General features: G+C 67.9%; 27 protein-coding genes and 1 pseudogene. 22 read left to right on the top strand and 6 right to left on the bottom strand.

Annotated elements, in window-relative coordinates:
- The first annotated feature begins 9 nt into the window (after positions 1–9).
- Entirely contained in the window at positions 10–609 is a 600-nt protein-coding gene (recR, locus tag ABIE04_RS01770; protein WP_354546866.1) for a recombination mediator RecR, read from the top strand.
- Between the two features lie 22 nt (positions 610–631).
- Positions 632–976, top strand: coding sequence for a histidine triad nucleotide-binding protein (locus tag ABIE04_RS01765; RefSeq protein ID WP_354546865.1), 345 nt, complete (start codon positions 632–634; stop codon positions 974–976).
- A 63-nt stretch (positions 977–1,039) separates the two neighbouring features.
- Here ABIE04_RS01765 and ABIE04_RS01760 read toward each other — a convergent pair whose 3' ends face one another.
- Genes ABIE04_RS01760 through ABIE04_RS01735 form a run of 6 tightly spaced genes read right to left on the bottom strand, consistent with a single transcriptional unit; the run spans position 1,040 to position 6,652 of the window.
- Entirely contained in the window at positions 1,040–1,627 is a 588-nt protein-coding gene (locus ABIE04_RS01760; protein WP_214554896.1) for a Slp family lipoprotein, read from the bottom strand.
- Between the two features lie 48 nt (positions 1,628–1,675).
- Complete coding sequence (locus ABIE04_RS01755; protein WP_354546864.1) at positions 1,676–3,655, bottom strand: transglutaminase TgpA family protein; 1,980 nt, start codon at positions 3,653–3,655, stop codon at positions 1,676–1,678.
- Positions 3,652–4,605, bottom strand: a complete 954-nt coding sequence (locus ABIE04_RS01750; protein WP_354546863.1) for a DUF58 domain-containing protein — start codon at positions 4,603–4,605, stop codon at positions 3,652–3,654. The genes ABIE04_RS01755 and ABIE04_RS01750 overlap by 4 nt, the downstream gene beginning before the upstream one ends.
- Positions 4,605–5,546 (bottom strand): AAA family ATPase, encoded by a 942-nt coding sequence (locus tag ABIE04_RS01745; protein WP_354546862.1) that lies wholly within the window; start codon positions 5,544–5,546, stop codon positions 4,605–4,607. Before ABIE04_RS01745 ends, ABIE04_RS01750 begins: the two co-directional genes overlap by 1 nt.
- Before the next feature lie 57 nt (positions 5,547–5,603).
- A complete protein-coding gene (locus ABIE04_RS01740; RefSeq protein ID WP_354546861.1) occupies positions 5,604–6,200 on the bottom strand; it encodes a Maf family protein in 597 nt (198 codons plus the stop codon).
- The gene (locus ABIE04_RS01735; RefSeq protein WP_354546860.1) at positions 6,197–6,652 is read right to left on the bottom strand and encodes a hypothetical protein; all 456 of its coding nucleotides are present in this window, start codon (positions 6,650–6,652) and stop codon (positions 6,197–6,199) included. The genes ABIE04_RS01740 and ABIE04_RS01735 overlap by 4 nt, the downstream gene beginning before the upstream one ends.
- Before the next feature lie 185 nt (positions 6,653–6,837).
- On the opposite strand from ABIE04_RS01735, the gene ABIE04_RS01730 reads away from it, so the two are divergent.
- From ABIE04_RS01730 to nuoE, 20 genes and pseudogenes are all read left to right on the top strand, one after another.
- Positions 6,838–7,311 (top strand): YceD family protein, encoded by a 474-nt coding sequence (locus ABIE04_RS01730; RefSeq protein WP_354546859.1) that lies wholly within the window; start codon positions 6,838–6,840, stop codon positions 7,309–7,311.
- A gap of 69 nt (positions 7,312–7,380) precedes the next feature.
- A complete protein-coding gene (gene rpmF / locus ABIE04_RS01725) occupies positions 7,381–7,575 on the top strand; it encodes a 50S ribosomal protein L32 (protein WP_149365336.1) in 195 nt (64 codons plus the stop codon).
- 161 nt (positions 7,576–7,736) lie between these two features.
- Positions 7,737–8,711, top strand: a complete 975-nt coding sequence (locus tag ABIE04_RS01720) for a beta-ketoacyl-ACP synthase III (RefSeq protein ID WP_354546858.1) — start codon at positions 7,737–7,739, stop codon at positions 8,709–8,711.
- A 144-nt stretch (positions 8,712–8,855) separates the two neighbouring features.
- Entirely contained in the window at positions 8,856–9,803 is a 948-nt protein-coding gene (gene fabD / locus ABIE04_RS01715; RefSeq protein WP_354546857.1) for an ACP S-malonyltransferase, read from the top strand.
- Positions 9,804–9,845: 42 nt separating this feature from the next.
- Positions 9,846–10,589 carry a 3-oxoacyl-ACP reductase FabG gene (gene fabG / locus ABIE04_RS01710; protein WP_354546856.1) on the top strand — a complete coding sequence of 248 codons (744 nt, stop codon included), beginning with the start codon at positions 9,846–9,848 and terminating at the stop codon, positions 10,587–10,589.
- Between the two features lie 201 nt (positions 10,590–10,790).
- Complete coding sequence (gene acpP, locus ABIE04_RS01705) at positions 10,791–11,030, top strand: acyl carrier protein (RefSeq protein ID WP_007805185.1); 240 nt, start codon at positions 10,791–10,793, stop codon at positions 11,028–11,030.
- 238 nt (positions 11,031–11,268) lie between these two features.
- On the top strand, positions 11,269–12,507 hold the full coding sequence (gene fabF / locus ABIE04_RS01700; RefSeq protein WP_354546855.1) for a beta-ketoacyl-ACP synthase II: 1,239 nt from the start codon (positions 11,269–11,271) through the stop codon (positions 12,505–12,507).
- 2 nt (positions 12,508–12,509) lie between these two features.
- Positions 12,510–13,856, top strand: coding sequence for an aminodeoxychorismate synthase component I (locus tag ABIE04_RS01695; protein WP_354546854.1), 1,347 nt, complete (start codon positions 12,510–12,512; stop codon positions 13,854–13,856).
- A complete protein-coding gene (gene pabC / locus ABIE04_RS01690) occupies positions 13,856–14,683 on the top strand; it encodes an aminodeoxychorismate lyase (protein ID WP_354546853.1) in 828 nt (275 codons plus the stop codon). The genes ABIE04_RS01695 and pabC overlap by 1 nt, the downstream gene beginning before the upstream one ends.
- A complete protein-coding gene (gene mltG / locus ABIE04_RS01685; RefSeq protein WP_354546852.1) occupies positions 14,680–15,717 on the top strand; it encodes an endolytic transglycosylase MltG in 1,038 nt (345 codons plus the stop codon). The genes pabC and mltG overlap by 4 nt, the downstream gene beginning before the upstream one ends.
- Positions 15,714–16,355 (top strand): dTMP kinase, encoded by a 642-nt coding sequence (gene tmk / locus ABIE04_RS01680; protein ID WP_354546851.1) that lies wholly within the window; start codon positions 15,714–15,716, stop codon positions 16,353–16,355. The genes mltG and tmk overlap by 4 nt, the downstream gene beginning before the upstream one ends.
- Positions 16,352–17,287: a DNA polymerase III subunit delta' gene (gene holB / locus ABIE04_RS01675; RefSeq protein WP_354546850.1), complete on the top strand. Its 936-nt coding sequence runs from the start codon at positions 16,352–16,354 to the stop codon at positions 17,285–17,287. The genes tmk and holB overlap by 4 nt, the downstream gene beginning before the upstream one ends.
- Positions 17,284–18,270: a PIG-L deacetylase family protein gene (locus ABIE04_RS01670; protein WP_354546849.1), complete on the top strand. Its 987-nt coding sequence runs from the start codon at positions 17,284–17,286 to the stop codon at positions 18,268–18,270. The genes holB and ABIE04_RS01670 overlap by 4 nt, the downstream gene beginning before the upstream one ends.
- Before the next feature lie 173 nt (positions 18,271–18,443).
- On the top strand, positions 18,444–21,293 hold the full coding sequence (locus ABIE04_RS01665; protein ID WP_354546848.1) for a bifunctional diguanylate cyclase/phosphodiesterase: 2,850 nt from the start codon (positions 18,444–18,446) through the stop codon (positions 21,291–21,293).
- 115 nt (positions 21,294–21,408) lie between these two features.
- Positions 21,409–21,765 (top strand): annotated as a pseudogene (locus ABIE04_RS01660) (PilZ domain-containing protein); the annotation flags it as partial.
- Between the two features lie 269 nt (positions 21,766–22,034).
- On the top strand, positions 22,035–22,391 hold the full coding sequence (locus tag ABIE04_RS01655) for an NADH-quinone oxidoreductase subunit A (protein ID WP_214554867.1): 357 nt from the start codon (positions 22,035–22,037) through the stop codon (positions 22,389–22,391).
- A complete protein-coding gene (locus ABIE04_RS01650; RefSeq protein ID WP_214554866.1) occupies positions 22,382–22,939 on the top strand; it encodes a NuoB/complex I 20 kDa subunit family protein in 558 nt (185 codons plus the stop codon). The genes ABIE04_RS01655 and ABIE04_RS01650 overlap by 10 nt, the downstream gene beginning before the upstream one ends.
- A gap of 25 nt (positions 22,940–22,964) precedes the next feature.
- Entirely contained in the window at positions 22,965–23,699 is a 735-nt protein-coding gene (locus ABIE04_RS01645; protein ID WP_354546847.1) for an NADH-quinone oxidoreductase subunit C, read from the top strand.
- 26 nt (positions 23,700–23,725) lie between these two features.
- The gene (locus ABIE04_RS01640) at positions 23,726–24,955 is read left to right on the top strand and encodes an NADH-quinone oxidoreductase subunit D (protein WP_354549750.1); all 1,230 of its coding nucleotides are present in this window, start codon (positions 23,726–23,728) and stop codon (positions 24,953–24,955) included.
- Between the two features lie 21 nt (positions 24,956–24,976).
- Complete coding sequence (gene nuoE, locus ABIE04_RS01635; protein ID WP_354546846.1) at positions 24,977–25,504, top strand: NADH-quinone oxidoreductase subunit NuoE; 528 nt, start codon at positions 24,977–24,979, stop codon at positions 25,502–25,504.
- The last annotated feature ends 2 nt before the right edge of the window (positions 25,505–25,506 follow it).

The following is a 25,506-nucleotide window of genomic DNA, read 5'->3' as shown; positions in this document are numbered from 1 at the left end:
CGGCATCGAATGAGCGGTTCCCCCCTCCTCGCCGACCTGATCGAAGCCCTGCGCTGCCTGCCCGGCGTGGGCGGCAAGAGTGCGCAGCGGATGGCCTTCCATCTGCTGGAGCGCGAGCGCGAGCGCGGCCTGAAGCTGGCCGCGGTGATGGAGCAGGCGATGCGGCGTATCGGCCATTGCGAGCGCTGCCGCAACTTCAGCGAGGAGCCGCTGTGTTCGCTGTGTTCCAGCTCCAGCCGCGACCGCCAGGTGCTGTGCGTGGTGGAGTCGCCCACCGACCTGGCGGCGATCGAACAGGCCACCGGCTACCGCGGCCAGTACTTCGTGCTGATGGGCCGATTGTCGCCATTGGATGGGCTGGGCCCGGAAGAACTGGGACTGGCGCAACTGACCCAGCGCCTGGGCGAGGGCGAGATCGAGGAGCTGATCATCGCTACCAATCCCACCGTGGAAGGCGAGGCCACCGCGCATTACCTGGCCCAGCTGGCCCGCGCCGGCGGCGTGCGGCCGACCCGGCTGGCGCACGGCGTGCCGCTGGGCGGTGAACTGGAATACGTCGACCGCAGCACGCTGGCGCATGCGTTCGGCGGGCGGCAACTGCTCGATTGAGCCATCCTTCAGGAAACCGATCATGAGCGACACGATTTTCAGCAAGATTGTCCGCCGCGAGATTCCGGCCGACATCGTCTACGAGGACGACGAGGTGCTGGCGTTCCGCGACCTGAATCCGCAGGCGCCGGTGCATGTGCTGTTCATTCCGAAGCGGCCGCTGGCCACGCTCAACGACGCGACGGTGGGTGACGCCGAGCTGCTCGGCAAGTTGCTGCTGGCCACGGCGGCGTACGCGAAGCAGGAAGGTTTTGCCGAGCAGGGTTACCGCACGGTGATCAACACCAACGAGGATGGCGGGCAGACCGTCTACCACCTGCACGTGCACCTGCTGGCGGGGCGCCGCATGCACTGGCCGCCGGGCTGAGCACGCCGGCGCCGCATCCCGCATATGAAAACGCCGGCTTCGAGCCGGCGTTTTCATATGCGCTTACTTCTTCGGCGGGGGCGGCGGAGGCGGCCGCACCACGATCACGCGGCGCGGATAGTAGCCGCCGTAGTAAGGATAGCCGCCCCAGTACGGGCCGAAGCCCGGACCCCAGAACGGGTCATAGAAGCCCGGCGGGTAATTCACCATGATCGGGCGCTTCGGCCACAGGTAGACCACGTCGGCCTCCACGCGCGGATAGGCGTAGTCGAACTCGCCCACCTTCTGCGACACCGTGCCGTGCAGCGTGCCGGTGACGGTCAGCTCGCGGCCGCGCACGAACACTTCCGGATCGTAGAAGCCGTCACGGCAGGCGACGAAGCGGCCCAGGTTCTCGCCGGTGTTGCCGGCTTTCGGGCGCGCCTGGCTGTCCAGCGGGCGCGACAGCAGGTAGAAGCAAGTCTGCTGCGGACCCGGTTCGGTCTTGATGATCTCGCCACCCCAGCGGACGCGGGTACCGCCCGCACCGCCTTGCTGGGCGCTGGCGGTGGAGACGTCGGTGTAGGTGCCTTCCAGCGGTTTCGGAATCGTCGCGCACCCGGCCAACAGGGCGAGCGCGGCGGCGAGGGTCAATGGGCGGTACAGGGACATGGGGATTTCTCCATACATGGGCGACGGCCTGCGCCGTCGTGTCGGCTCTTATTTGACCACGTTGACGATACGGAAATCCCGCACGGCGTGCAGGAACGCGCGCAATGGTTCAGTCGGCGGTTCGTCATGGGCATAACGCAGTTCCAGGTAACTCCTCATCAGGCTTGCCAGTTCATCGCGTTGGCCTGGCAGCGCACGGGCGGCGCGGCTCAGGTAATGCTGCGGGCCTTCGGCGGGGCGGCGCGCAATGCCCTTGCGCGCCAGCTTCCGCTCCAGCTCGCGCAGCGCGCCGCGCAACGGGTCGCGCGGCTGCCGCCGCAACAATGCCCACGCCAGCCCGATCGCGATGAACAGCACGCTGCTGATCGCCAGCAGCACGCCGAGCGTCGCCGTGTCGGCATCGCGGATGCCGAACGGTGTCAGCAGGCCGCGCTGGCGTAGCGCATCAAAGCCGATAACGCCTTGGTCCCACCAGCGGTTGACGATGTCCCAGCGATTGCGCAGGCCCTGCAGCCAGTCGTTGCGGTACCAGGACAACTGGTCGCCGGCGGCCGCGGCCGCGCCCAGCGAAACGCGCTCCGGGCGTACCGCGCCGGTGGGATCGACGCGCACCCAGCCGCGCCCGGCCAGCCAGACCTCGCTCCACGCATGCGCGTCGGAATAGCGCACCAGCAGGTAGTTGCCGTACTTGTTCCAGTAGCCGCCCTGGTAGCCGGTGACCACCCGTGCCGGGATGCCGGCCGCGCGCATCAGCACGGTGAACGCCGACGAATAGTGCTCGCAGAAACCTTCGTGGGTGTCGAACAGGAAGTCATCCACCGAGTCGCGTCCCAGCGGGGCCGGCGCCAGCGTGTAGCGGAAGCCGCCGTCGTGGAACAGGCCCAGCGCGGCCTGCACGATCGCGGCATCGTCGCCGCCGTAACGCTGCCGCCATTGCGCGGCTAGTGCGTGCGTGCGCGGATTGAAATCCGCCGGCAGGCGCAGGCCGAGGCGGCGCGAGCGCTCGTCCAGGCTGGGTTGCAGCCGGTACTGCAGCGCCGAGCGCGCGGCGTAGTTGAGCTGGTCGTTGACCGGCTTGTCGGCCATCACCTCGTGGTCGGCTTGCAGGGTGGCCTGCGCCGGCGCCTGCAGCGGCACGTCCAGCATCGGCAGCACGCGTCGCCGGGTGGGTTGCAGGCTGATCTGGTAGCGGATCGAGCTGGCGACCTCGAGCGGCGCCGGCTGCCGTGGCGGGGCGTATCGCGGATCGAGCTGGCGCCAGCTGCGGCCGTCGAAATTCCACATTACGTAGGCGCGGAAATAGCGCCGGTCCGGTGGCGGCGGCGCACCGTCGAAACTGACCCGCATCGCCGGATGATCGTCGGTGAGCAGGTCGGTGAAATTGCCCGGCGTCATGCTGTCGCCGAGGCCGGTGCGTGCTTGGTCCTGCGACGGCGCGCCCCACAACGGCGAGCTCAGTCGCGGCACCAGCAGGAAGGCCAGCAGGGCCAGCGGCAAGGCCGCCGCCGACAGCGCCAGGCCGGGCAGCAAGGCGCGCGGCAGGCTGCTCGGCAACTGCCCCGGTTCCAGCGCGCGCAAGGTGGCCAGCGCCGGCAGCAGGCCCAACGCCACCACCACGGTGGCGATCAGGCCCTGGTCGAACAGCAGCGCGGCCATCAGCGCGAAGCAGGCGAAGCTGATGCCCACGCGCACGTCGCGCGCCGTCTCGGTTTCCAGCAGCTTCAGGATCAGCAGGCCGACCGCCAGCGCCGTCCCGGGCTCACGGCCGAAGATGTTGCCGTACTGCACGATCACCGCCAGCGTCAGCAGGACCAGCAACGGCAGCTTGAGCCAGCGCGGCACCCGGCCGGCCTGGCGCCGTCGCTGCCACCAGCGCCAGCCGAGGATCAGCGCCAGCGCGCCGCCGAGCCACCACGGCAGGTGCGGCGAATGCAGGCCCAGCACCAGCGCCATGGTCAGACTGAGCAGGTCGAACGCGCGGGCGTCGATCGGCCGTTCGCGCGGCAGTCTGGCCGGTGGCGACGTCATGGCAGCTGCGCCAGCGCGCTCATGCAATGCGCGTAGTGCAGCGGCCCGCTGCCGCCGGGAATTTCGTTGCCGGGCAGCCACAGGCTGTAATGGCCACGCTGGGCCTGCGCCTCGTTCAACCAGCGCGCCAGCCGGGCGATGCGCGCCTCGTTGTCCAGTCCGCCCAGCCGGCGCCAGTCCAGCTGCCATTGCGGACGGCTTTGCGGCTGCTCGAAATCCTTCACCAGCAGGTTCTCGTGGCGGGCGCTGGCTTTCCAGGCGATATGTCGTTGCGGGTCGCCGGCGCGGTAGTCGCGCAGTGCGGCCAGTTCGTCGCCGCGATGCAGGCGCATGTGGCGGGCGTCGTCGGCGGGAGCGTGCGGCTGCGGCCCGGCGGTTTCCGCGCGCGGCCATACCAGTACCGACTGCTCGGGATGCAGCCAGCTCCATGCGCGGAACAGGCCCAGCGGCCAGCTGGTCCACACCCGCAGGCGCGGCAGCGGCTGCCAGCCGCGCTGCGCGGTAGGCAGGGCCAGCTTCACGTGGGTGCTGGCGCGGCCATTCAGCGCGAAGGCGATGGTGCGGTCATCGAGGTCGACGCGGATGGCGTTGCGTGGGCGGCCGGAGTCGAACGTCAGGGTGAGTTCGAGGGGCTGGCCGGCGACCGCATGGCCGGCGCGGATGTGGCCCAGGCGCAAACCGTCGAGGCTGCGGAACGCCACCAGCATGCTGGCGGCGCTGGCCGCACCGAGCAGGCAGGTGAGCAGCAGGGCGGCGTTGTTGGCATAGTTCAGCGCGCCCACCAGCATCACCAGCAGCAGGACGGAGAAGCCGAGGCCGAAGCCGGTCGGCACGATGTAGATGCGCCGACGATGCAGTTCGATCGGCAGGCTTTCCGGGCGGCGGTAGCGGGTGAGTGCGGGCAGCCGGCGTTCGGCCCATCGTTGCAGGCGCTGCAGCAGATCGCGCATCAATCCACCGCCACCTCGGCCAGCAGCTGCCGCGCCAGCGTGTCGCCGTTGGCACCGCGCGCAGGCAGCAGGCGGTGCGCGGCCAGCGGCACGAACAGCGCCTGGATGTCTTCCGGCAGCACGTGGCCGCGGCCGCTGAGCAGCGCCCACGCGCGCGCCGCGGCGAGCAGCGCCAGGCCGGCGCGCGGCGACAAGCCCACGCGGATGTCGGCGTGGCGCCGGCTGGCGGCGAGCAGGGCCTGCAGGTAGTCGAGCAGGGCGGTGCTGGCGGTGATCGCCTGCGCCTGCCGGTGCAGCGCAAGCAACGCCGCGCCATCGAGTTGCGGCATCAGCTGGGCCAGCAGGTCGCGACGGTCGCTGCCGGTGAGCAGGGCGCGCTCGGCCGCGGCATCCGGGTAGTCCAGGGACAGCCGCAGCATGAAGCGGTCGAGCTGCGAGTCGGGCAACGGGAAGGTGCCGTTGAGATCCAGCGGATTCTGCGTGGCGACCACGAAGAACGGCTGCGCCAGCGCATGCGTCTGGCCGTCCACGGTGACCTGGCCTTCGGCCATCGCCTCCAGCAGCGCGCTTTGCGTCTTCGGGCTGGCGCGGTTGATCTCGTCGGCCAGCAGCAGGCCGGTGAAGATCGGGCCGGGGTGGAAGCGGAACTGGCCGGTCTCGCGCTCGTACACGCTGACCCCGATGATGTCCGACGGCAGCAGGTCGCTGGTGAACTGCACGCGCTGGAACTCCAGCGCGAAGGTGGCCGCCAGCGCATGCGCCAGGGTGGTCTTGCCCACGCCGGGTACGTCTTCCAGCAGCAGGTGGCCGCCGGCGATCAGGCAGGTGAAGGCGAGCTTCACCTGGCGCGGCTTGCCCAGCAGCACGCGGTTGACCTGGGCCATCGCGGCATCCAGTCGCTGCTGCAGCGGTTCGTCGTGGGGCTGGGTGATGGCGGACATGGATGCGGGTTCTTCGCTGGCAAGGTGAGACCGAGGGGCAGTGTAACTGCCGCTTTGCTAGGGCAGGGCGATGCCTGCTTCGCGCAACAGCCGCGCCAGGGCGATCAGCGGCAGGCCGATCAGTGCGCTGGGGTCGGAGTTGTCGATCGCCTCGAACAGGCTGATGCCGAGACCTTCGCACTTGAAGCTGCCGGCGCAGTCCAGCGGCTGTTCGCGTTCCACATAGCGGGCGATTTCCGCCGCGTCCAGCGTGCGGAAGCGCACGCGGGTGTGGTCGACATGGGTATGCCGACGGCCATCGCGCGTATCGAGCAGGCACAGCGCGGTATGGAAGTGCACCTCGCGGCCGGAACCGGCGGCGAGCTGGGCGCGAGCACGTTCGGCGGTGCCGGGCTTGTCGAGGATCAGGCCGTCGAGCTCGGCGACCTGGTCGGAGCCGATCACCAGGGCGCCCGGATAGTCGCGCGCGACCGCTGCGGCCTTGGCGATCGCCAGGCGCAGGGCGCGCGCCGCGGGTGCTTCGTCCGGCAAGGGGGTTTCGTCGGTGCCGGGTGCGGTTTGGTCGAAGTCCGCGAGCAGCCGGCGCAGCAGCTCGGCGCGGTAGCGCGATGTCGAACCCAGCACGATGCGTGGCGGTTGACGGGTCGGGATCATGTGTCCGACTCGCGCCGGATATGTTCGCGCATCGCGCTGTTCAGGTCGGTCTGGGCCTGGTCGAGGGCCTTCAACAAGGGTTGCAGGCGGTCGCGGGCGCTGCGCATCGACGCGGCAGCCTCGTCCAGTTCGTGCTGACTGGCGTTCGGCGAGCGGTCGCGGATCCACAGGCGCTGTTGCAACAGCGCGCGCAGGCCGGCGTCGATCGCGTGTTGGGCGTCCTGTTCGCTGGCGGCGGGAAGGTCGGGATTGAGCGACATCACCGCATGCGCCTGCTGCAGGCGGCTGCGGCAGGTCTTCAGGTCGGTTTCCAGCCGGTCGGCCAGGTCGAGCAGGGTCTTGAGGCTGCTGCCGCGCAGTGTCTGGCGCCGGCGCAACAGCAGGGCCGCGCCCACCAGGGCGATCAGCAGCCCCAGCAACGCAGCGGCACCGAGCGTCAGATAAGAGTTCAAGGGGTAGTGGCTCAGGCGGCAGGGAGATTCAGTCTGCCGCATCGGGGCCGGATCAGGCAAAATAAGCGGCTGCCGGGGCGGTGCAGGGCCGTTCCGGCGCCATGCCAGTTGACTTCGGACGGCTTCGAACCTAACATTTCGCGATTATGTCCGTGACACTGCCAGAGTCCGTGGACGCTTGGCGCATGGTCTCGGCGCGGCGTTCGTTCGAGGGAACGCTACCCATCGCGACCATGTCCCGCCTGTGCGGGATGCTGGCAAGTACCGATGGTCTGCTGCAGTTCGAGCTGGATTTCGGACGCGACGAACTGGGTATCAGCTACGTCGACGTTCGCGCGCGGGCTTCGCTGACGCTGGTCTGCCAACGCACGCTGGAACCGTTTGTACTGCCGGTCGCGGTGGATACCCGGCTCGGCCTGATCAGGCAGGAACGCGATGAGGCCGGCTTGCCGCCTGATTGCGAGCCGCTGCTGGTGGCCGAGGATGGCCGGTTGAATCCGGCGGATGTGATAGAGGACGAATTGCTGTTGGCGCTGCCGCTGATTCCGGTCAATCCGGACAGCAGCCTGCCCGACGAAGTGACAGGCCACGACCCGGACTCTGCCGGCGAGGGGCACTCCGAAAGTCCGTTCGCGGTGTTGCGCGAACTGAAGAAGTAACCGCCGACCCGGATCATCCGACCCGGGTCATGACGCAACAGATCATCAAGTTTCAGTTGGAGAACTACCATGGCAGTTGCCAAGAGCCGCCGTACCCCGTCCACCCGCGGCATGCGTCGTGCGCACGACGCGCTGAAGACCGTGCAGCTGTCCACCGATCCGACCAGTGGCGAAGTGCACCTGCGCCATCACGTCACCAAGGATGGCTACTATCGCGGCAAGAAAGTGATCGAGACCAAGGGCGCGGTGTCGGTCGAGGATTGACCGGTTTCGCGGAATCCCCTGGGGTTCCCGGACTTCGGTCAGGCGAGACGGCGCGGCGACGCGCCGTTTTGCGTTGACGGACATCATGAATGCCGCAGGGGACGGTTGCGTTGACGCCGCCCAGGGCGTTCAATCCTTCGTTTACGTTGATGGACAGCTGAATGGCCCAGATCTACTCCCGCATCATCGCCACCGGCAGTGCGCTGCCGGAGCGCGTGGTAACCAACGCCGACCTGGAAAAGATCGTCGACACCAGTGACGAGTGGATCCGCACCCGCACCGGCATCCGCCAGCGCCATATCGCCGCCGACGGCGAGACCACCGGCGACCTGGCATTTCTTGCCGCGCAGCGTGCGCTGGAAGCAGCTGGCGTCAAGGCGTCCGAACTCGACCTGATCGTGCTCGGCACGACCACGCCGGACATCATCTTCCCGTCCACCGCCTGTCTGGTGCAGCATCGCCTCGGCGCGAACGGCTGCGCCGCGTTTGACGTCAATGCGGCGTGCTCGGGTTTCGTCTATGCGTTGGGCATCGCCGACAAGTTCATCAAGAGCGGGCAGTCGAAGAAGGTGCTGGTGATCGGCGCCGAGACGCTGACCCGGATGGTCGACTGGAGCGAGCGCGAAAGCTGCGTGCTGTTCGGCGACGGCGCCGGCGCGGTGGTGCTGGAGGCATCCGGCGAGCCGGGCATCTACACCACCTGCCTGCATGCCGACGGCGGCTACAAGCACCTGTTGTACAACCCGGTCGGCGTGTCGGTCGGTTTCAAGGACGAACCCAATCACGGCGTGCGCATCAAGATGGCAGGGCGCGAGGTGTTCAAGGTTGCTGTGAAGACGCTCGATTCGCTGGTCGACGAGACCCTGCAGGCGGCCGGCATGGTCGAGTCGGACATCGACTGGCTGATTCCGCACCAGGCCAACCTGCGCATCATCGAGGCGACCGCCAAGCGCCTGAAGATGTCGATGGAGCGGGTCATCGTGACCGTCGACAAGCACGCCAATACCTCGTCCGGTTCGGTGCCGCTGGCACTCGACTACGCGGTGCGCTCGGGCAAGGTGCAGCGCGGCCAGAACCTGCTGCTGGAAGCGTTCGGCGGCGGCTTCACCTGGGCTTCGGCGTTGCTGCGTTACTGAGCCGTCATACGTTCGAAGCCTTCTCCGCGATGCCGCCTGTCCGGGCGGCATCGTGTTTTGTGTCCCGAAAAACGGCGAATACAGCTGCGTATGGGCGGTGATGCTGGCACCATGGCGGTTTTCGTCGGCAGGATTTGCGCATCCATGAGTTCAACCTCCGCTTCGCTCGCTTTCGTTTTCCCCGGCCAGGGCTCGCAGTCGGTCGGCATGCTGGCCGAACTGGCCGCCGCGCATGTCGAGGTGCAGGCCACGTTCGAGGAAGCCTCGCAAGGTGCCGGCGTCGATCTGTGGAAGCTGAGCGCGCAGGGCCCGGAAGACCAGCTCAACCGCACCGAGAACACGCAGCCGGCGCTGCTGGCCGCCAGCGTGGCAGTGTGGCGGGTGTGGCAGAAGCTGGGCGGTGTGCAGCCGGCGCAGTTGTCCGGCCACAGCCTGGGCGAGTACAGCGCGCTGGTCTGCGCCGGCGCGCTGTCGCTGCATGATGCGGCGGCGCTGGTGGCCGAACGCGGCCGGCTGATGCAGGCCGCGGTACCGGCCGGCGTGGGCGCGATGGCGGCGATCCTCGGTGGCGACGACGCGCAGATCGCCGCCGTGTGCGAAGAGGTGGCGCAGGGCCAGGTCGTGGCGCCGGCCAATTTCAATTCGCCGGGGCAACTGGTGATCGCCGGCAACGTCGAGGCGGTCGATCGCGCGCTGGCGAAACTGGCCGAGCTGGGCGTGAAGAAGGCGATCAGGCTCGCCGTGTCGGTGCCGTCGCATTGCGCGCTAATGCGCGGGGCGGCCGACCGGCTGGGCGAACGGATGGCCGCGATCGACTGGCGGCAACCGTCGATTCCGGTGATCCAGAACGCCGAAGCGCGCAGCTATGCGACGATCGAGGATATCCGCGGTGCGCTGCAGCGCCAGCTGTACCTGCCGGTGCGCTGGACCGAGTGCGTGCAGGCGCTGGCCGCTGGTGGCGCCGCGCGCATCGCCGAATGCGGCCCGGGCAAAGTGCTCGCCGGCCTGATCAAGCGCATCGACAAGAACATCGAGGCACGTGCCATCGGCACCCCGGCCGAACTCGACGCCGCCCGCGCCGAGTGGGCGTGAGCGCAGGCCTTCCGATCCCCGATTCAGCAAGGAACGATTCAAATGAGCAAACCACTGCAGGGTGAAATCGCGCTGGTCACCGGCGCCAGCCGCGGCATCGGCGCGGCGATCGCGGACGAGCTGGCGGCGATGGGCGCCACCGTGATCGGCACCGCCACCAGCGAGAACGGCGCCGCCGCGATCGGCGAACGGCTGGCCTCGCATGGTGGCCACGGCCGCGTGCTGAACGTCACCGACGGCGCGGCGGTCGAGGGGCTGATCGACGGCATCGCGAAGGAATTCGGCGCGGTCTCGATCCTGATCAACAACGCCGGCATCACCCGCGACCAGTTGCTGATGCGGATGAAGGACGAGGACTGGCAGGCGATCATCGACACCAACCTCACCTCGGTCTATCGCACTTCCAAGGCGGTGATGCGCGGCATGATGAAGGCGAAGAAGGGCCGCATCATCTCGATCGCCTCGGTGATCGGGCTCACCGGCAACCCGGGGCAATCCAATTACGCCGCGGCCAAGGCCGGCATCATCGCGTTCTCCAAGTCGCTGGCGCGCGAGATCGGCAGCCGCGGGATCACCGTCAACGTGGTGGCGCCGGGCTTCATCGACACCGACATGACTCGCGCCCTGCCGGAAGAATCGAAACAGGCGCTGCTCGGCCAGATCGCGCTGGGGCGGCTGGGCGAGGCTACGGACATCGCCAAGGCGGTGGGCTTCCTGGCCTCGCCGGCCGCGGCCTACATCACCGGGGAAACCCTGCACGTCAACGGCGGCATGTACATGCCGTAGGGCGTGTGGACGCAGTTGTCGCCAGCGGCTCCGTTTTAGGCGACAATTGCGCTTTCGCGCCGGTCATCGGGGGCCGCGCCCTCGTGTTACCGGCGAATCGTGGCGGCCCAGCGGTTTAGCCACTACAATGCGCCGGCCTTTTGCAGGCCTTACGCCGGCACAAACAAACAAATCAATTACTCCTTGAGAGGTATGGGCAACATGAGCACCATCGAAGAGCGCGTCAAGAAAATCGTCATCGAGCAGTTGGGCGTGAAGGAAGATGAAGTCACGGCGAACGCTTCGTTCGTGGACGATCTGGGCGCAGATTCGCTGGACACGGTGGAACTGGTGATGGCGCTCGAGGAAGAGTTCGAGACCGAGATTCCCGACGAAGATGCCGAGAAGATCACCACCGTGCAGCAGGCCGTCGATTACATCAAGGCCCACTCCAAGGATTGATCCATCCGGATTGATCGCCGCGCATTTGGACTGGCACGCGCCCGCTGGCCAGTCCGTCTACACGCGGTGATATCGAACGCTGCGCCATCTTGGCGCAGTTTTCGTTTCTGCAATTTGTAACGTCCGACCCCGTATGGTGGGCAGGATGCCGGCCAGGCGCTACCGGGCGACGTCCGCGACCCGTACGAGGTGGCTGCCGGCAGCGGCAGATCCACGCAATCACGTAAGGAACATCAGCATGAGCAAGCGACGTGTGGTAGTGACCGGCATGGGCATCATCTCGCCGGTCGGCAACGACATCGCCAGCGCCTGGGAGCGTGTCCTCAAGGGCGCCAGCGGCATCGGCCCGGTCACCCATTTCGACACCTCCGCTTATTCCACGCGCATCGCCGGTCAGGTCAGCGGCTTCGATCCGGCCGAGTGGATGCCGGTCAAGGACGTCAAGAAGATGGACCCGTTCATCCACTACGGCGTGGCGGCGGGCACCCAGGCCTTGCGTGATTCCGGGTTGGAAGTGACCGAGGCGAACGCGCCGCGCATCGGCGTGGCGGTCGGCGCCGGCATCGGCGGCCTGTACACGATCGAAGCGACCACGCTGGAACTGGCGGCGAAAGGCCCGCGCCGGGTCTCGCCGTTCTACGTGCCCAGCTCGATCATCAACATGGTCTCGGGCCAGTTATCGATCATGTTCGGCCTGAAGGGCCCGAACATCGCCTGCGTCACCGCCTGCACCACCGGCGCCCACAACATCGGCCTGGCCGCGCGGATGATCCAGTACGGCGATGCCGACGCGATGATCGCCGGCGGCGCCGAGTTCGCCACCACCGGTACCGCGATGGCCGGCTTCTGCTCGGCCAAGGCGATGTCCACGCGCAACGACGAGCCGACCAAGGCTAGCCGTCCGTGGGACAAGGACCGCGACGGCTTCGTGCTGTCCGACGGCGCCGGCGTGCTGATGCTGGAAGAGTACGAGCACGCCAAGGCCCGCGGCGCGCGCATCTACGCCGAGCTGGTCGGCTTCGGCATGAGCGGCGACGCGTTCCACATGACCGCGCCGAGCGAGGGCGGCGAAGGTGCGGCACGCTGCATCCAGACCGCGCTGGACGACGCCGGCCTCAATCCGGCGGACGTGCAGTACATCAATGCGCACGGCACCTCCACGCCACTGGGCGACCTGGGCGAGGTGATGGCGGCGAAGAAGGTGTTCGGCGATCACGCCTACAAGCTGGCGATGAGCTCGACCAAGTCGACGACGGGCCACCTGCTCGGTGCGGCCGGCGGCGTCGAGGCGATCTTCAGCATCCTGGCGCTGCGCGACCAGGTGCTGCCGCCGACGATCAACCTGGACGAGCCTGGCGAAGGCTGCGACCTGGACTTCGTGCCGCACACCGCGCGCGAGGCGAAGGTCGACGTGGCGATCTCCAACTCGTTCGGTTTCGGCGGCACCAACGGCACGCTGGCATTCCGCCGCGTCTGAGCGTGACCTGCCATCGCCGTATCCTGGGCGGCCGGCGCGACTTGCTCGCGCCGGCCGCTGCTTTTCCGCAGCGTTATCCGTGCCTGCTCGAAAGCGTGGTGCACGGTACTGCGCAATCGCGCTACGACATCCTGTTCGCGTTCCCGCGCGAACGGCTGACCCTGCACGCCGACGGCGGCCTGCGCGATGACGCGGGTGTGGTGCGGGAAGGGCACTTCCTCGATGCACTGGATGCTGCCTGGCAGGCCGAGCGCCTGCCGCCGGAGGGCGACGGGCTGCCGTTCCACGGTGGCTGGGTGTTGCTGCTGGCGTACGAACTGGCCGGCGAAATCGAGCCGACGCTGAAACTGCGGCCGCCGTCGACGCTGCCGCTGGCATTGGCCGTGCGTTGCCCGGCCGCGGTGATCGTCGACCATGTACGCGACTGCACGATCCTGGTCGCCGAGGCCGGCCACGAGGATCTGCTCGATGTACTGGAGGCCGATCTCGCGGTCGTGTCGCCGATTCCGCCGCTGGCCGCCCCGATCGGTTGGGACGAGGACGCGCCGCAGCAGTTCCTCGACGGCGTGGCGCGCATCCACGAGCACCTCTATGCCGGCGATATCTTCCAGGTGAACCTGTCGCGCGCCTGGCGCGCGCGTTATGCGCAGCCGCCCGTGCCGGCATCGCTGTATGCGGTGCTGCGCCAGGCCAATCCGGCGCCGTTCGCCGGATTGCTGCAGCAGCCGGGCTGGGCGGTGGCGAGCTCCTCGCCGGAGCGGCTGGTCGAGGTGCGCGGTGGCGTGGCGCAGACCCGGCCGATCGCCGGTACCCGTCCGCGCCTGCCCGGCGATGACGAGCTGGCACGCATCCGCGAACTGAGTGCACATCCGAAGGAGCGCGCCGAGCACGTGATGCTGATCGACCTGGAGCGCAACGATCTCGGCCGCGTCTGCATGCCGGGCTCGGTCGAGGTCGACGAACTGATGGTGGTGGAGAGTTACGCCCACGTTCACCACATCGTCTCCAATGTACGTGGGCGCCTGCGCGCCGACGTGACGCCCGGCGAGGTGATTGCCGCCACCTTCCCGGGCGGCACCATCACCGGCTGTCCCAAGGTGCGCTGCATGGAAATCATTGCCGCGCTGGAAGACGCGCCGCGTGGCGCGTACACCGGCGCGCTGGGTTATCTCGACCGCAACGGTGAGCTCGACTTGAACATCCTGATCCGCACCCTGACCCTGACCGGCGACGAAGTGAGCCTGCGCGCCGGCGCCGGCATCGTCGCCGACTCGGTGGCAGCCAACGAACTGGATGAGACCCGCGCCAAGGCACGCGGCCTGCTGCGCGCGCTGGGAGTGCCGGACTGATGACGGCGCGCATGCTGGTGAACGGCGTGGCGGCGACACAGGTGTCGGCGCTGGATCGTGGCTTGGCCTATGGCGATGGCCTGTTCGAAAGCATCCGCCTGCTCGGCACCGTCGCGCCGTTATGGTCGCGCCATATGCAGCGGCTGACCGAAGGCTGTGCGCGCCTGCAGATACCGGCGCCCGATCCGGCGCAGCTGTGGCGCGAGGCGCTGGAAGTCAGCCGCGGCATGCTGGAATCGGTACTGCGCATCACCGTCACCCGTGGCCTGGGTGAACGCGGCTACGCTTTGCCGGCCTCGCCGCAACCGACGCGAGTGGTGGCTGCGTTCACGCCACCGCCGGTCGCCGCCAAGATCTACGCGCTGGGCGTGCGCATGCGCGTGTGCACCATCCGTCTGGCGGAGCAGCCGCTGCTGGCCGGCATCAAGCACCTGAACCGGCTGGAGCAGGTGCTCGCGCGCGCCGAATGGAATGATCCGGCGATTGCCGAAGGCGTCCTGCTCGATAGCCACGGGCGGGTGATTTCGGCGACCATGGCCAATCTGTTTGCCGTGGTCGACGGCGAACTGCTGACGCCGTCGCTGGACCGCTGCGGGGTGGCCGGAGTAGCCCGTGCCGAGGTGCTCGCAGCGTGTCCGCAGGCACGGGTCGCTGAGCTGACGCTGGATACACTGCTGGATGCCGGCGAGGTCTTCCTCAGTTCGAGCGTGCGCGGCATCTTGCCGGTACGTTCGCTGGATGGCTGCGGCTATGCGCCGGGCACGATGGCACGTCGGTTGCAGCAACATTGGCGGAACTTGGGATTTTCGATGGAGCAGGGCGGATGAGCGACAAACGGATGCGCGGGCGCGCATGGCCACGGCTGCTGTTGCTGATCGCGCTGCTGGTCTCGGTCGGCGCACTGATCTATGGCTGGAACGACTTTGCCCGCTTCGGTATGGCACCGCTGAACGTGGCGACGCAGGGCGACAGCATCGACATCGGCCGCGGCAGCAGCTTCAAGGGTATCGTCGGCGAATTGCGCCAACGTGGGTTCAGCACGGCCAGCCCGCTGTACTGGCGGCTGCTGGCCGAGCAGATGCACGTGGCCGGCAAGCTGCACGCCGGCGAATACGCGCTGGAACCCGGCATCACCCCGCGCCAGTTGCTCGCGAACATGGCGGCCGGCAGGGTGCTGCAACGCAATTTCACCATCGTCGACGGCTGGACCTTCGGCGAGTTGCGCCAGGCGCTGGCTAGGGCCGAGAAGTTGAACCACGACAGCGCCGCGCTGGACGATGCCGCGGTCATGCAGAAGATCGGCGCCGGCGGCGAAGCGCCGGAAGGCCGTTTCCTGCCCGAGACCTACGCCTATGTGAAGGGTGACAGCGACCTGGACATCCTCCGGCGCGCGCATGCCGCGATGGTGAAGACGCTCGACGAGCTCTGGGCGGGACGCGCGCAGGACCTGCCGCTGGCCACGCCGTACGAGGCGCTGATCCTGGCCTCGATCGTGGAGAAGGAAACCGGCATTCCGGCGGAGCGCGCGCAGATCGCCGGGGTGTTCGTGCGGCGCCTCGAGGATCACATGCTGCTGCAGACCGATCCCAGCGTGATCTACGGCATGGGCGCGAACTACGCCGGCAACATCCGCAAGAGCGACCTGACCGCCGACACGCCGTACAACACCTATACCCGGCCTGGCCTGCCGCCGACGCCGATCGCGCTGCCGGGCAAGCCGGCGCTGGTGGCGGCGCTGCACCCGGCCGCCGGCGATGCGCTGTATTTCGTGGCGCGCGGCGACGGCGGCCACGTGTTCGCCCGTACTTTGGAGGAACACAATCGCAACGTCGACTGCTACCAGCGGAAGCGTTGCCGATGACAAACCCGCGCGGAAAATTCATCAGTCTCGAAGGCGGCGAGGGCGCCGGCAAGAGCACCTTGCTGGCCGGCCTGCGCAAGCACATCGAACGGCGCGGCATCGCGCTGGTGCAGACGCGCGAACCCGGCGGCACCGCCGTGGGCGAGGCGGTGCGCGCGATCGTGCTCGATCCGGCCCTGCATGGACTGGCCGCCGAGACCGAGCTGCTGCTGATGTTCGCCTCGCGCGCGCAGCTGGTGCGCGAAGTGATCGAGCCGGCCTTGAGTACGGGCCAGTGGGTGCTGTGCGATCGCTTTGCCGACGCCAGCTATGCCTACCAGGGCGGTGGCCGCGGCCAGCCGACGCCGCGCATCGCGGAACTCGAGCGCTGGGCCTGCGCCGGCGTGAAGCCCGACCTGACCTTGCTGCTCGACCTGCCGGTGGCGACCGGCCGTGCGCGCGCCGCCGGCCGTGGCGACGCCGACCGCATCGAGGTCGAGGCCGATGCCTTTTTCGAACGGGTGCGTGCGAGTTATCGCGAGCGCGCCGCGGCCGAACCGGAGCGTTTCCGGGTGATCGACGCCAGCCAGTCGCCTGCGGCCGTTCTGCAGGCCGCGACGCAGGCGCTGGCGGTATTGCTGGGAGAAGGCCAAGCATGAACGGATTGCCCTGGCATGCCGAACATTGGACGCGGCTGCAGGCGCGCCGGCAGCGCGACGCGCTGCCGCATGCCTTGCTGTTGTGCGGCGCCGCCGGCCTGGGCAAGCGCGCGTTCGCACAGCGTTTCGTGCAGGGGCTGCTGTGTGCCGAGCCGATCGGCGGCGATGCCTGCGGGCATTGCCGCAGTTGCCTGCTGCTCGCCGCCGGCTCGCACCCGGATGTGGTCACGCTGGGCTTCGGCTTGCGCAAGGACGGCGTGCAACGCAGCGAGATCGTGGTCGACCAGATCCGCGAGCTGTCGGCGCGGCTGGCCATGAACAGCCAGTTCGGCGGCTGGCAGGTGGCCAGCATCGACCCGGCTGACGCGATGAATCCCGCCGCCGCCAACGCGTTGCTGAAGACGCTGGAGGAACCGGCCGCGCAGACCATGCTGATCCTGCTGGCCGACGCCCCGTGGCGCCTGCCGCCAACCATCCGCAGCCGCTGCCAGCGGATCGAGTTCCACCTGCCGGCCACGGCCGACGCGCTGGCCTGGCTGCAGGCCGAAGGCGTGCGCGATGCGGCGGGTGCGCTCGCCGCGGCCGGCGGCAATCCCGGTCTGGCCAGAGCCTGGGCCGGGGAAGGCGCGCTGGAGCGGCGGCAGGAAGTGCGCAAGGACCTGGCCGCGCTGGCCGCCGGCCGCGGCCAGCCGACCGAAGTGGTCAAGCGCTGGCTGGACAGCGAACCGGCGCAGCGGCTGTGGTTTGCCGCCCAGGCCACCGCCGACGAGATCAAGGCGCGCTCGGCGGCTGGCCACGGCCCGCTGGCCAGCGCGATGGACGTCGAGGCGCTGGGCCACTGGTACGACGCGACCAATCGCACCCGCGAGGGTTTGCGTGGCCCGTTGCGCGCCGACCTGCTGCTGCTGGAACTGCTGGCGCAGTGGCGATGAGCGGGACCGGTGCCCGCTCATCGCCGTCCACGGCGAACGGGTTGCCGGTATTTTCCGCGCAGACCCGCCTGCTGGTGGTGGCGCCGCACCCGGATGACGAGACCATCGCGACCGGCCTGCTGATCCAGCAGGTGCGGGCGGCCGGCGGCGAGGTGCGGATCCTGCTGCTGACCGAGGGCGACAACAACCCGTGGCCGCAGCGCTGGCTGGAACGGCGCCTGCGCATCCGTCTTGCCGACCGCCAGCGCTGGGGTCACCGCCGCCACGCGGAGATGCTGCAGGCGCTGCAGTGTCTGGGCGTGCCGGCGCAGGCGCTGCAGCCGTTGGGCTGGCCGGACATGGGCGTCACCGATAGGCTGCTGCAGTCGTGTAGCGCCTCGGTATCGACGCTGGCCGCGGCGATCGGCCAGTTCGCCCCCAGCCTGGTGGTGGCGCCGGCGCTGGCCGACCGCCATCCCGACCACGGCGCGGCGCATGTGCTGGTGCGCCTGGCGCTGGCGCAACAGGTCAATCCACCGCCACTGTTGAACTACCTCGTGCATGGTCGCGCCGGGGACGGCGATTCCCGGGAAATCCATGGCACGGCTGCGCAATCGGCGTGCAAGCGCGCCGCGCTGGCTGAACATCGCAGCCAGATGGCGTTGAGCGGCAAGCGCATGCTGCACCTGGCCGCCCGCCCCGAACGTCCTTCCGGACTGGCGTCGCCGCTGGCCGCCCTGCCGTGGCGGCCGCCGGTCTGGCTGCGGCCCTGGTTGCGGCTCAGCGTGGCCAGTCCGGCGGGCACGCAAAGCTGGCGTTGGCGCGACGCGCCGCTGCAGCGCGACCAGGCCGGCCGGTTGCACTTGTCGGTGCCGGTGGGGAGTCCATGTTTCGTGCGACTGGCGCTGACCTTGCGTTCACCGTGGATTTTCGACCACTGGGGCTGGTGCGAGCTGGCGGGCCATTCCGGCGGCGTCGCGGTGGGTCTTGCGCAGGCCGATTGACCGGACTAGCTTCGCGCCAGGGGAAATGGCTGCGACACGGCATGTCGTCGCGGCTTGCCGTGCTCGACACCGGCCGGCACCAGCTGATCCAAGGCTCGTCTGAAGCAAGGCAGTAGCGGCTGAATCCGTCCATCTGGCTGACCACGCGAATGCATACACCGGATCAGAATTCGATGCAGGTCGATACAGGGGCGACGGCGGCGTCCAGCGAGAGCTTTTATGCCGCGTTGTCCGAGATCGGCCAGCTGCTGGTGCGTTCGCTGGAGCCGCCGGTGCTGTACGAGGCGGTGATCGAGGTGCTCGAGCGGCGGATCGGTGCGCGGCTGGTGATGGTGGGGGAGCTGGACCGAGCCAGCGGATGGCTGCGGCGGATCGCGCCTGCGCAGGTGGCGCCCGACATGGCCGACATCTACCCCGAACGCATTCCGTTTTCGCTGGCGCGGCCGGCGTTCTGGCGGGGCGAGCCGCAACTGGAGGCCGATGTCCACCATGCCGAGGGCCTGGAGATGTTCCGGCCGGCCTATGTGAGGCATGGCGTGCACGCGGTGGTCGCGGTACCGGTGCTGAAGTTCGGCGAGGTATGCGCGGCACTGGTGATACGCGCTTCCCGGGCCGGCTTTTTCACGGCGCGGATGATCGAACTGCTGCAACAGGCTGCGGCGAGCATCGGGCTGGGGCTGGAGGCGCATGCACAGCGCGCGCGGCTGCTGCAATCGGTGCAGGACGAGGCGCGCCAGCGTCATGCACTGCGCTTGCTCAGCGAGATGATCAAGCTGGTCACCCACAGTGCGGACGAACAGGCACTGCTGGCCGGGGCCTGTCGCGTGGCGCGCTGCATCGGCGGCTATCGGGTCGCCTGGATCGGCTTGCTCGATGAAGATGATCCGGCAAGCCTGCGGGTGCGGGCGCAGGAAGGCCTGGCCGACGGCATCGCGGCGGATTTCCGTTTTACCCGGGACGGCAGCACGCATGCCGGGGACGCCGTGGCGCGCGCGCTGTCGAGCGGCCAGGCGCAGATCAGCCATCCGGCGGCGGACCACCTGGACTGGGCGCCCGGCGCCGGCATGCCCGGTGTGCGTGCGCTGCTGGCGCTGCCGCTGCGGATGGACGGGGCGGTCGTGGGCTGCTTCGTCATCGGCGCGGAAGAGGTCGACGCGTTCAGCGCGATCGAAGTCCAGGTCTTTGCGGAAATGGCGATCGAGCTGGGCCTGGGCATCCAGATGCAGTGCGCACAGGCGGCCCGTCTGACGGCGGAGCAGGATCTGCGCTTCAACCTGCAGCATTTCCACACCATCCTGTCCAAGCAGTACGCGGGCATCCTGGTGATGTCCGAAGAACATCGGGTGAGCTTCGCCAACGAGGCGTTCTGTACGCTGTTCGGCCTGTCCGAGACGCCGGCGGAACTGGAAGGCAAGTCGATAGAAGCGCTGTACGCGCTTCTGCAGCCGGCGTACCAGGACCCCGAGCGCGAATGGCGCAGGATCCAGGAGATCATGGCCGCCGACGAGCCGGTCAAGGGCGACGAGGTGGCGATGAAGGGTGGGCGCACCTTCCTGCGCGATTTCACCCCGATCCGGATCGATGGCGTGCCGCAGGGACGGCTGTGGCACCAGCGCGACATCACCGAGCAGAAGATGCACGAGGCACGGGTCGAGCGGCTGGCCTTCTACGACGTGGTCACCGGCTTGCCGAACCGGCGGCTGCTGTTCGAATTGCTGGAGCAGGCACGTGCGCAGGCCACGAAACAGGGCACGCTGCTGGCGGTTGGCGTACTCGATCTCGACCGCTTCAAGAGCGTGAACGACACGATCGGCCATGGCGGCGGCGACCACGTGCTGGCGGAAGCCTCGGCGCGGATCCTGGGCATATTGCGCGAGGCCGATGTGCTGGCCCGTTTCGGCGGCGACGAATTTGCGCTGGTGATCTCCGGCCTGGACAGCCGCGAGCAGCTGGACGTGATCAGCCGCTGCATCCTGCAGGCGCTGCGGGCGCCGCTCAACCTGATGGGCGAGCAGCTGTACCTGTCCGCCAGCGTGGGCTGGACCCTGTACCCGCTGGACGAGTCGGATGCGGAAGGCCTGGTGCGGCACGCCGACCTCGCGATGTACGCGGCAAAGGAGGAGGGCAAGGATCGCGGCTTGCTGTACGAGCCGGCCATGGAACTGGAGCAGGTGCGGCTGCAGGCGATGCGCGAGCGGATCGCCCAGGCGTTGCAGCAGTCGCGTCTGCAGTTGCTGTTCCAGCCCATCGTGTACATCGACGGTTTGCCGGGCCTGCACGGCGTCGCCGGGATGGAGGCGCTGCTGCGCCTGGACGACACCCATGAGCTGATCGAGCCCGCGAAGTTCATGCATGTGCTGGACGACCCGCAACTGGCCCGGCCGATCGGCCGTTACGTGCTGGACGAGGCGCTGCGTTGCTGCCAGTCGTGGATGCGATCGGGCATTTCGATCCCGGTATCGATCAACATCAGCACCCGCCACCTGCTGCACCCGGCGTTCTTCACCGACATCGACGCGGTACTCGACAACTACCCGGACGTGATGGACGTGGGTTTCGGCGTCGAAGTGACCGAAACCGGCCCGTCGATGGACCACGCCCGCGCCAAGATCGTCATCGAGGAGTGCCGCCGGCGCGGCATCCGCGTGGGCCTGGACGATTTCGGCACCGGCAGCGCCTCGCTGAGCCATATCCAGAAGCTCGACATCGAGCACATCAAGCTCGACCAGAGTTTCGTGCGCGACATCCTCAGCGACGAGCGCAACATGGCGATCGCGGCGGGAGTGATCACCACCGCGCGCATGCTGGCCAAGACGGTGATCGCCGAAGGCGTCGAGACGGCGGAGCAGGGCGACCTGCTGGCTTCGCTGGGGTGCCATCAGCTGCAAGGTTTTTCGATCTCCCGGCCGATGCCGGCCGAAGCGGTGCCGGGGTGGGTCGCCGGCTGGGTGCCGCCGGCGTCGTGGGGCAGTCTCGTCAACGAACGCCAGTCACTGCTGGCCAACCAGACGGACGGAGCCTGAAGGTGTCGTGCGTCATGGCTGCGGCAAGGCGGATGCCGCAACAGTGGTGCGGGCGGATTACAACATCTAAGATCCGGGTCATCGATCGGGCGGTTCGGACGTCCGGCAGGAGCCCCGCATGAAACCCATGGCTGCCCGTCAGGGCATCATTTCATTGAAAATCAAGGATGCGGCCTCGCTGTACAACGCCTACATGCCGTTCCTCAAGCATGGGGGCCTGTTCGCGGCGACGGCGCAATCCTATTCGCTGGGCGACGAGGTGGTGTTGCTGGTGACCCTGGCCGAAGAGACCGAGCGCCTGTCGGTGGTCGGCAAGGTGGTCTGGATCAGTCCGGTCGGCGCGCAGGGCAACCGTACCGCCGGCATCGGCATCCACTTCAACGAGTCGGGCGATGCCGAAGCCGCCCGCAGCCGGATCGAGAATATCCTGGCCGGCACGCTGAACTCCGAGCGTCCCACCCACACGATGTGATGCCGTGTCACGCAGGCATCACGAATTTGCGGCGTTAATCCGCACGCGATCGGCCGTCAAGGCTTGTTGTACCCCCGCGCACTGATACAATGGGGAGATCGCGAATTCACCTCGCGAACGTCGGACGCGCGCGGCTGCCATGCCTGTGCGCGGGGTTGAGCAGCCCATGGCCGTGCTGGCCCTGCCGAATCGAAATCGCCGGACCGTGAATTGCTGAATTCAAATCCCCACGGTCACTGATGCGCCCTGGCGCGGAGGTAAGTTGCATCGTGCTTGCCGAATACTGGCCCGTCCTGTTGTTCATCGGCGTTGCTGCCGGGCTTGGCCTGGTACTGCTGGCCATCGGCCTGCTGGCCGGCCCGCGTCGCCCCGAAGCCGACAAGCTTTCGCCCTACGAGTGCGGTTTCGAGGCGTTCGAAGACGCCCGCATGCGCTTCGACGTGCGTTACTACCTGCTCGCCATCCTGTTCATCATCTTCGATCTGGAGATCGCCTTCCTGTTTCCGTGGGCGGTGGTGTTCCAGCAGATCGGACTCATCGCGTTGATCGAGATGGGCCTGTTCCTGCTGCTGCTGGTCGTCGGTTTCGCCTACGTGTGGAAGAAGGGAGCACTCGAATGGGAGTGATCGATTCCGTCAGCCGGGTGATGCACAACCCGGAGCCGCTGAACCTGGTCGACGACATCCTGCTGCCGGCCGGCAACAATCCGGTGGTGCAGCGCGGCTTCGCCACCACCAGCGTCGATGCGTTGATGAACTGGGCGCGTACCGGCTCGATGTGGCCGATGACGTTCGGCCTGGCCTGCTGCGCGGTGGAGATGATGCACGCCGGCATGTCGCGGCTGGACCTGGACCGCTACGGCGTGATCTTCCGTCCCAGCCCGCGCCAGTCCGACGTGATGATTGTGGCCGGCACCCTGGTCAACAAGATGGCCCCCGCGCTGCGCAAGGTCTACGACCAGATGCCCGAGCCGAAGTGGGTGATCTCGATGGGCAGCTGCGCCAACGGCGGCGGCTACTACCACTATTCCTACTCCGTGGTGCGCGGTTGCGATCGCATTGTGCCGGTGGACATCTACGTGCCGGGTTGCCCGCCCACGGCCGAAGCGCTGATCCACGGCATCCTGCAGTTGCAGAAGAAAATCCGCCGCACCAGCACCATCGCGCGCTCTTGAACGGCACACTCTGAAGGCGCAGTCCATGACTGACATCCAAAAGACCTCGCTGGCCGGGCAGCTTGCTGCGCGATTCGGCGATACGCTGACCATCACCACGGTGCGCAACGAGACCGTCGCCGAACTGGCCCCCGCCGATCTGGTCGCCGTGACAACGGCGCTGCGCGACGAGCCGGCGTTCCGTTTCAGCGAATTGATCGACCTGTGCGGCATCGACTACCTCGGCTACGGCCAGACCGAGTGGGATACCGAGACCGTCTCCAGCACCGGTTTTTCGCGCGGCGTGGAAGGCCAGGCGCAAGGGCGTTTCGACTGGGCCGGGCGCCCGCGCGGCAACGGCGAGAACCAGCCGCGCCGCTTCGCCGCGGTGATCCAGCTGCTTTCGATCGAACACAACCGCCGCCTGCGCCTGCGCGTTTTCTGCGAGGACGACAGCCTGCCGGTGGTGCCGTCGCTGACCCTGGTGTGGCCGGGCGTGAACTGGTTCGAGCGCGAGGCGTTCGACCTCTACGGCATCATCTTCGACGGCCATCCCGACCTGCGCCGCATCCTTACCGACTACGGTTTCGTCGGCCACCCGTTCCGCAAGGACTTTCCGCTGATCGGCAACGTCGAGGTGCGCTACGACCCCGAGCAGAAGCGGGTGATCTACGAGCCGGTGTCGATCGAGCCGCGCGTGCTGGTGCCGCGGACCATCCGCGACGACGCCGACCTGATGCAGGCCAGGGCCGAAGCCGCCGACGACTGGCAGAGGAACTGAGCGTGCAAGAGATCCGCAACTACACGATGAATTTCGGCCCGCAGCATCCGGCCGCGCACGGCGTGCTGCGCCTGATCATGGAGATGGACGGCGAGACCATCATCCGCGCCGATCCGCACGTGGGCCTGCTGCATCGCGGTACCGAGAAGCTGGCCGAGTCCAAGCCGTTCAACCAGTCGATCGGCTACATGGACCGGCTCGACTACGTGTCGATGATGTGCAACGAGCATGCCTACGTGCGCGCGATCGAGACCCTGCTGGGGATCGAGGCGCCGGAGCGCGCGCAGTACATCCGCACCATGTTCGACGAGATCACCCGCATCCTGAACCACCTGATGTGGATCGGCTCGAACGCGCTCGACCTGGGTGCGATGGCGGTGATCCTGTATGCGTTCCGCGAGCGCGAGGAACTGATGGACGTCTACGAGGCGGTGTCGGGCGCGCGCATGCACGCCACGTACTACCGCCCGGGCGGCGTCTACCGCGACCTGCCGGCGCAGATGTCGAAGTACCGCGAGTCGCCGTGGCACAAGGGCGCCGACCTGAAGCGCATCAACAGCTGGCGCGAAGGCTCGATGCTCGACTTCCTCGACGCGTTCACCGCCGATTTCCCGTCGAAGGTGGACGAGTACGAGGAACTGCTCACCACCAACCGCATCTGGAAGCAGCGCACCGTCGGCATCGGCGTGGTCAGCCCGGAGCTGGCCCAGCAGTGGGGCATGACCGGCGCGATGCTGCGCGGCTCGGGGGTCGAGTGGGACCTGCGCAAGAAGCAGCCGTACGCGAAGTACGCCGAGATGGATTTCGACATCCCGGTCGGCGTCAACGGCGACTGCTACGACCGCTACCTGGTGCGCGTGGAAGAGATGCGCCAGTCCAACCGCATCATCCGGCAGTGCGTGGAGTGGCTGCGCGCCAACCCGGGCCCGGTGATGGTGCAGAACTTCAAGGTGGCGCCGCCGTCGCGGGTCGAGATGAAGGAGAGCATGGAAGCGCTCATCCACCACTTCAAGCTGTTCACCGAGGGCTACTGCGTGCCGGCCGGCGAAACCTATTGCGCGGTCGAGGCGCCGAAGGGCGAGTTCGGCTGCTACCTGGTTTCCGACGGCGCCAACAAGCCGTTCCGCGTGCACTTGCGCGCCCCGGGCTTTGCCCACCTGTCATCCATGGACACCATCGTGCGCGGCCACATGCTCGCCGACGTGGTGGCCATGATCGGTACCTATGACCTCGTGTTCGGCGAAGTGGACCGCTGAGCCGGCACGACGGAGAAACGCATGAAAGCCACCGGACATTTCGAGCAGGTCAGGAACGTCGACCCCCTCGCCGTACTCACCGAGCACACCCGCCATCACATCGATGCCTGGGTGGCCAAATTCCCGCCGGACCGCAAGCGCTCGGCGCTGATCCAGGCGCTGTTCGGCGCGCAGGAGCAGAACAACGGCTTCCTCACCGACGAGCTGATCACCGCGGTCGCGAAGTATCTCGACCTGCCCGCGGTGTGGGCGTACGAGGTGGCCAGCTTCTACTCGATGCTGGAGACCAAGCCGGTCGGCCGCAACAACGTGGCGATCTGCACCAACATCTCGTGCTGGCTCAACGGCGCCGAGGGCCTGGTGCGCCATTGCGAGAAGAAGCTGGGCATCAAGGTGGGCGAGAGCACACCCGATGGCCGCGTCTACCTGAAGCAGGAAGAAGAGTGCATCGCGGCCTGCGTGTACGCGCCGGCGGCGACGGTGAACGGGCATTACCACGAGCATCTCACTCCCGAGAAGCTCGACGAAATCCTGGACGGGCTGGAGTAAGC

This window comes from Rhodanobacter soli (genome assembly GCF_040548735.1).
GTDB classification, from domain to species: Bacteria; Pseudomonadota; Gammaproteobacteria; order Xanthomonadales; family Rhodanobacteraceae; genus Rhodanobacter; species Rhodanobacter soli_A.
Note: the sequence above shows the minus strand (reverse complement) of the source record. Positions and strands in the feature narration are given on the sequence as shown.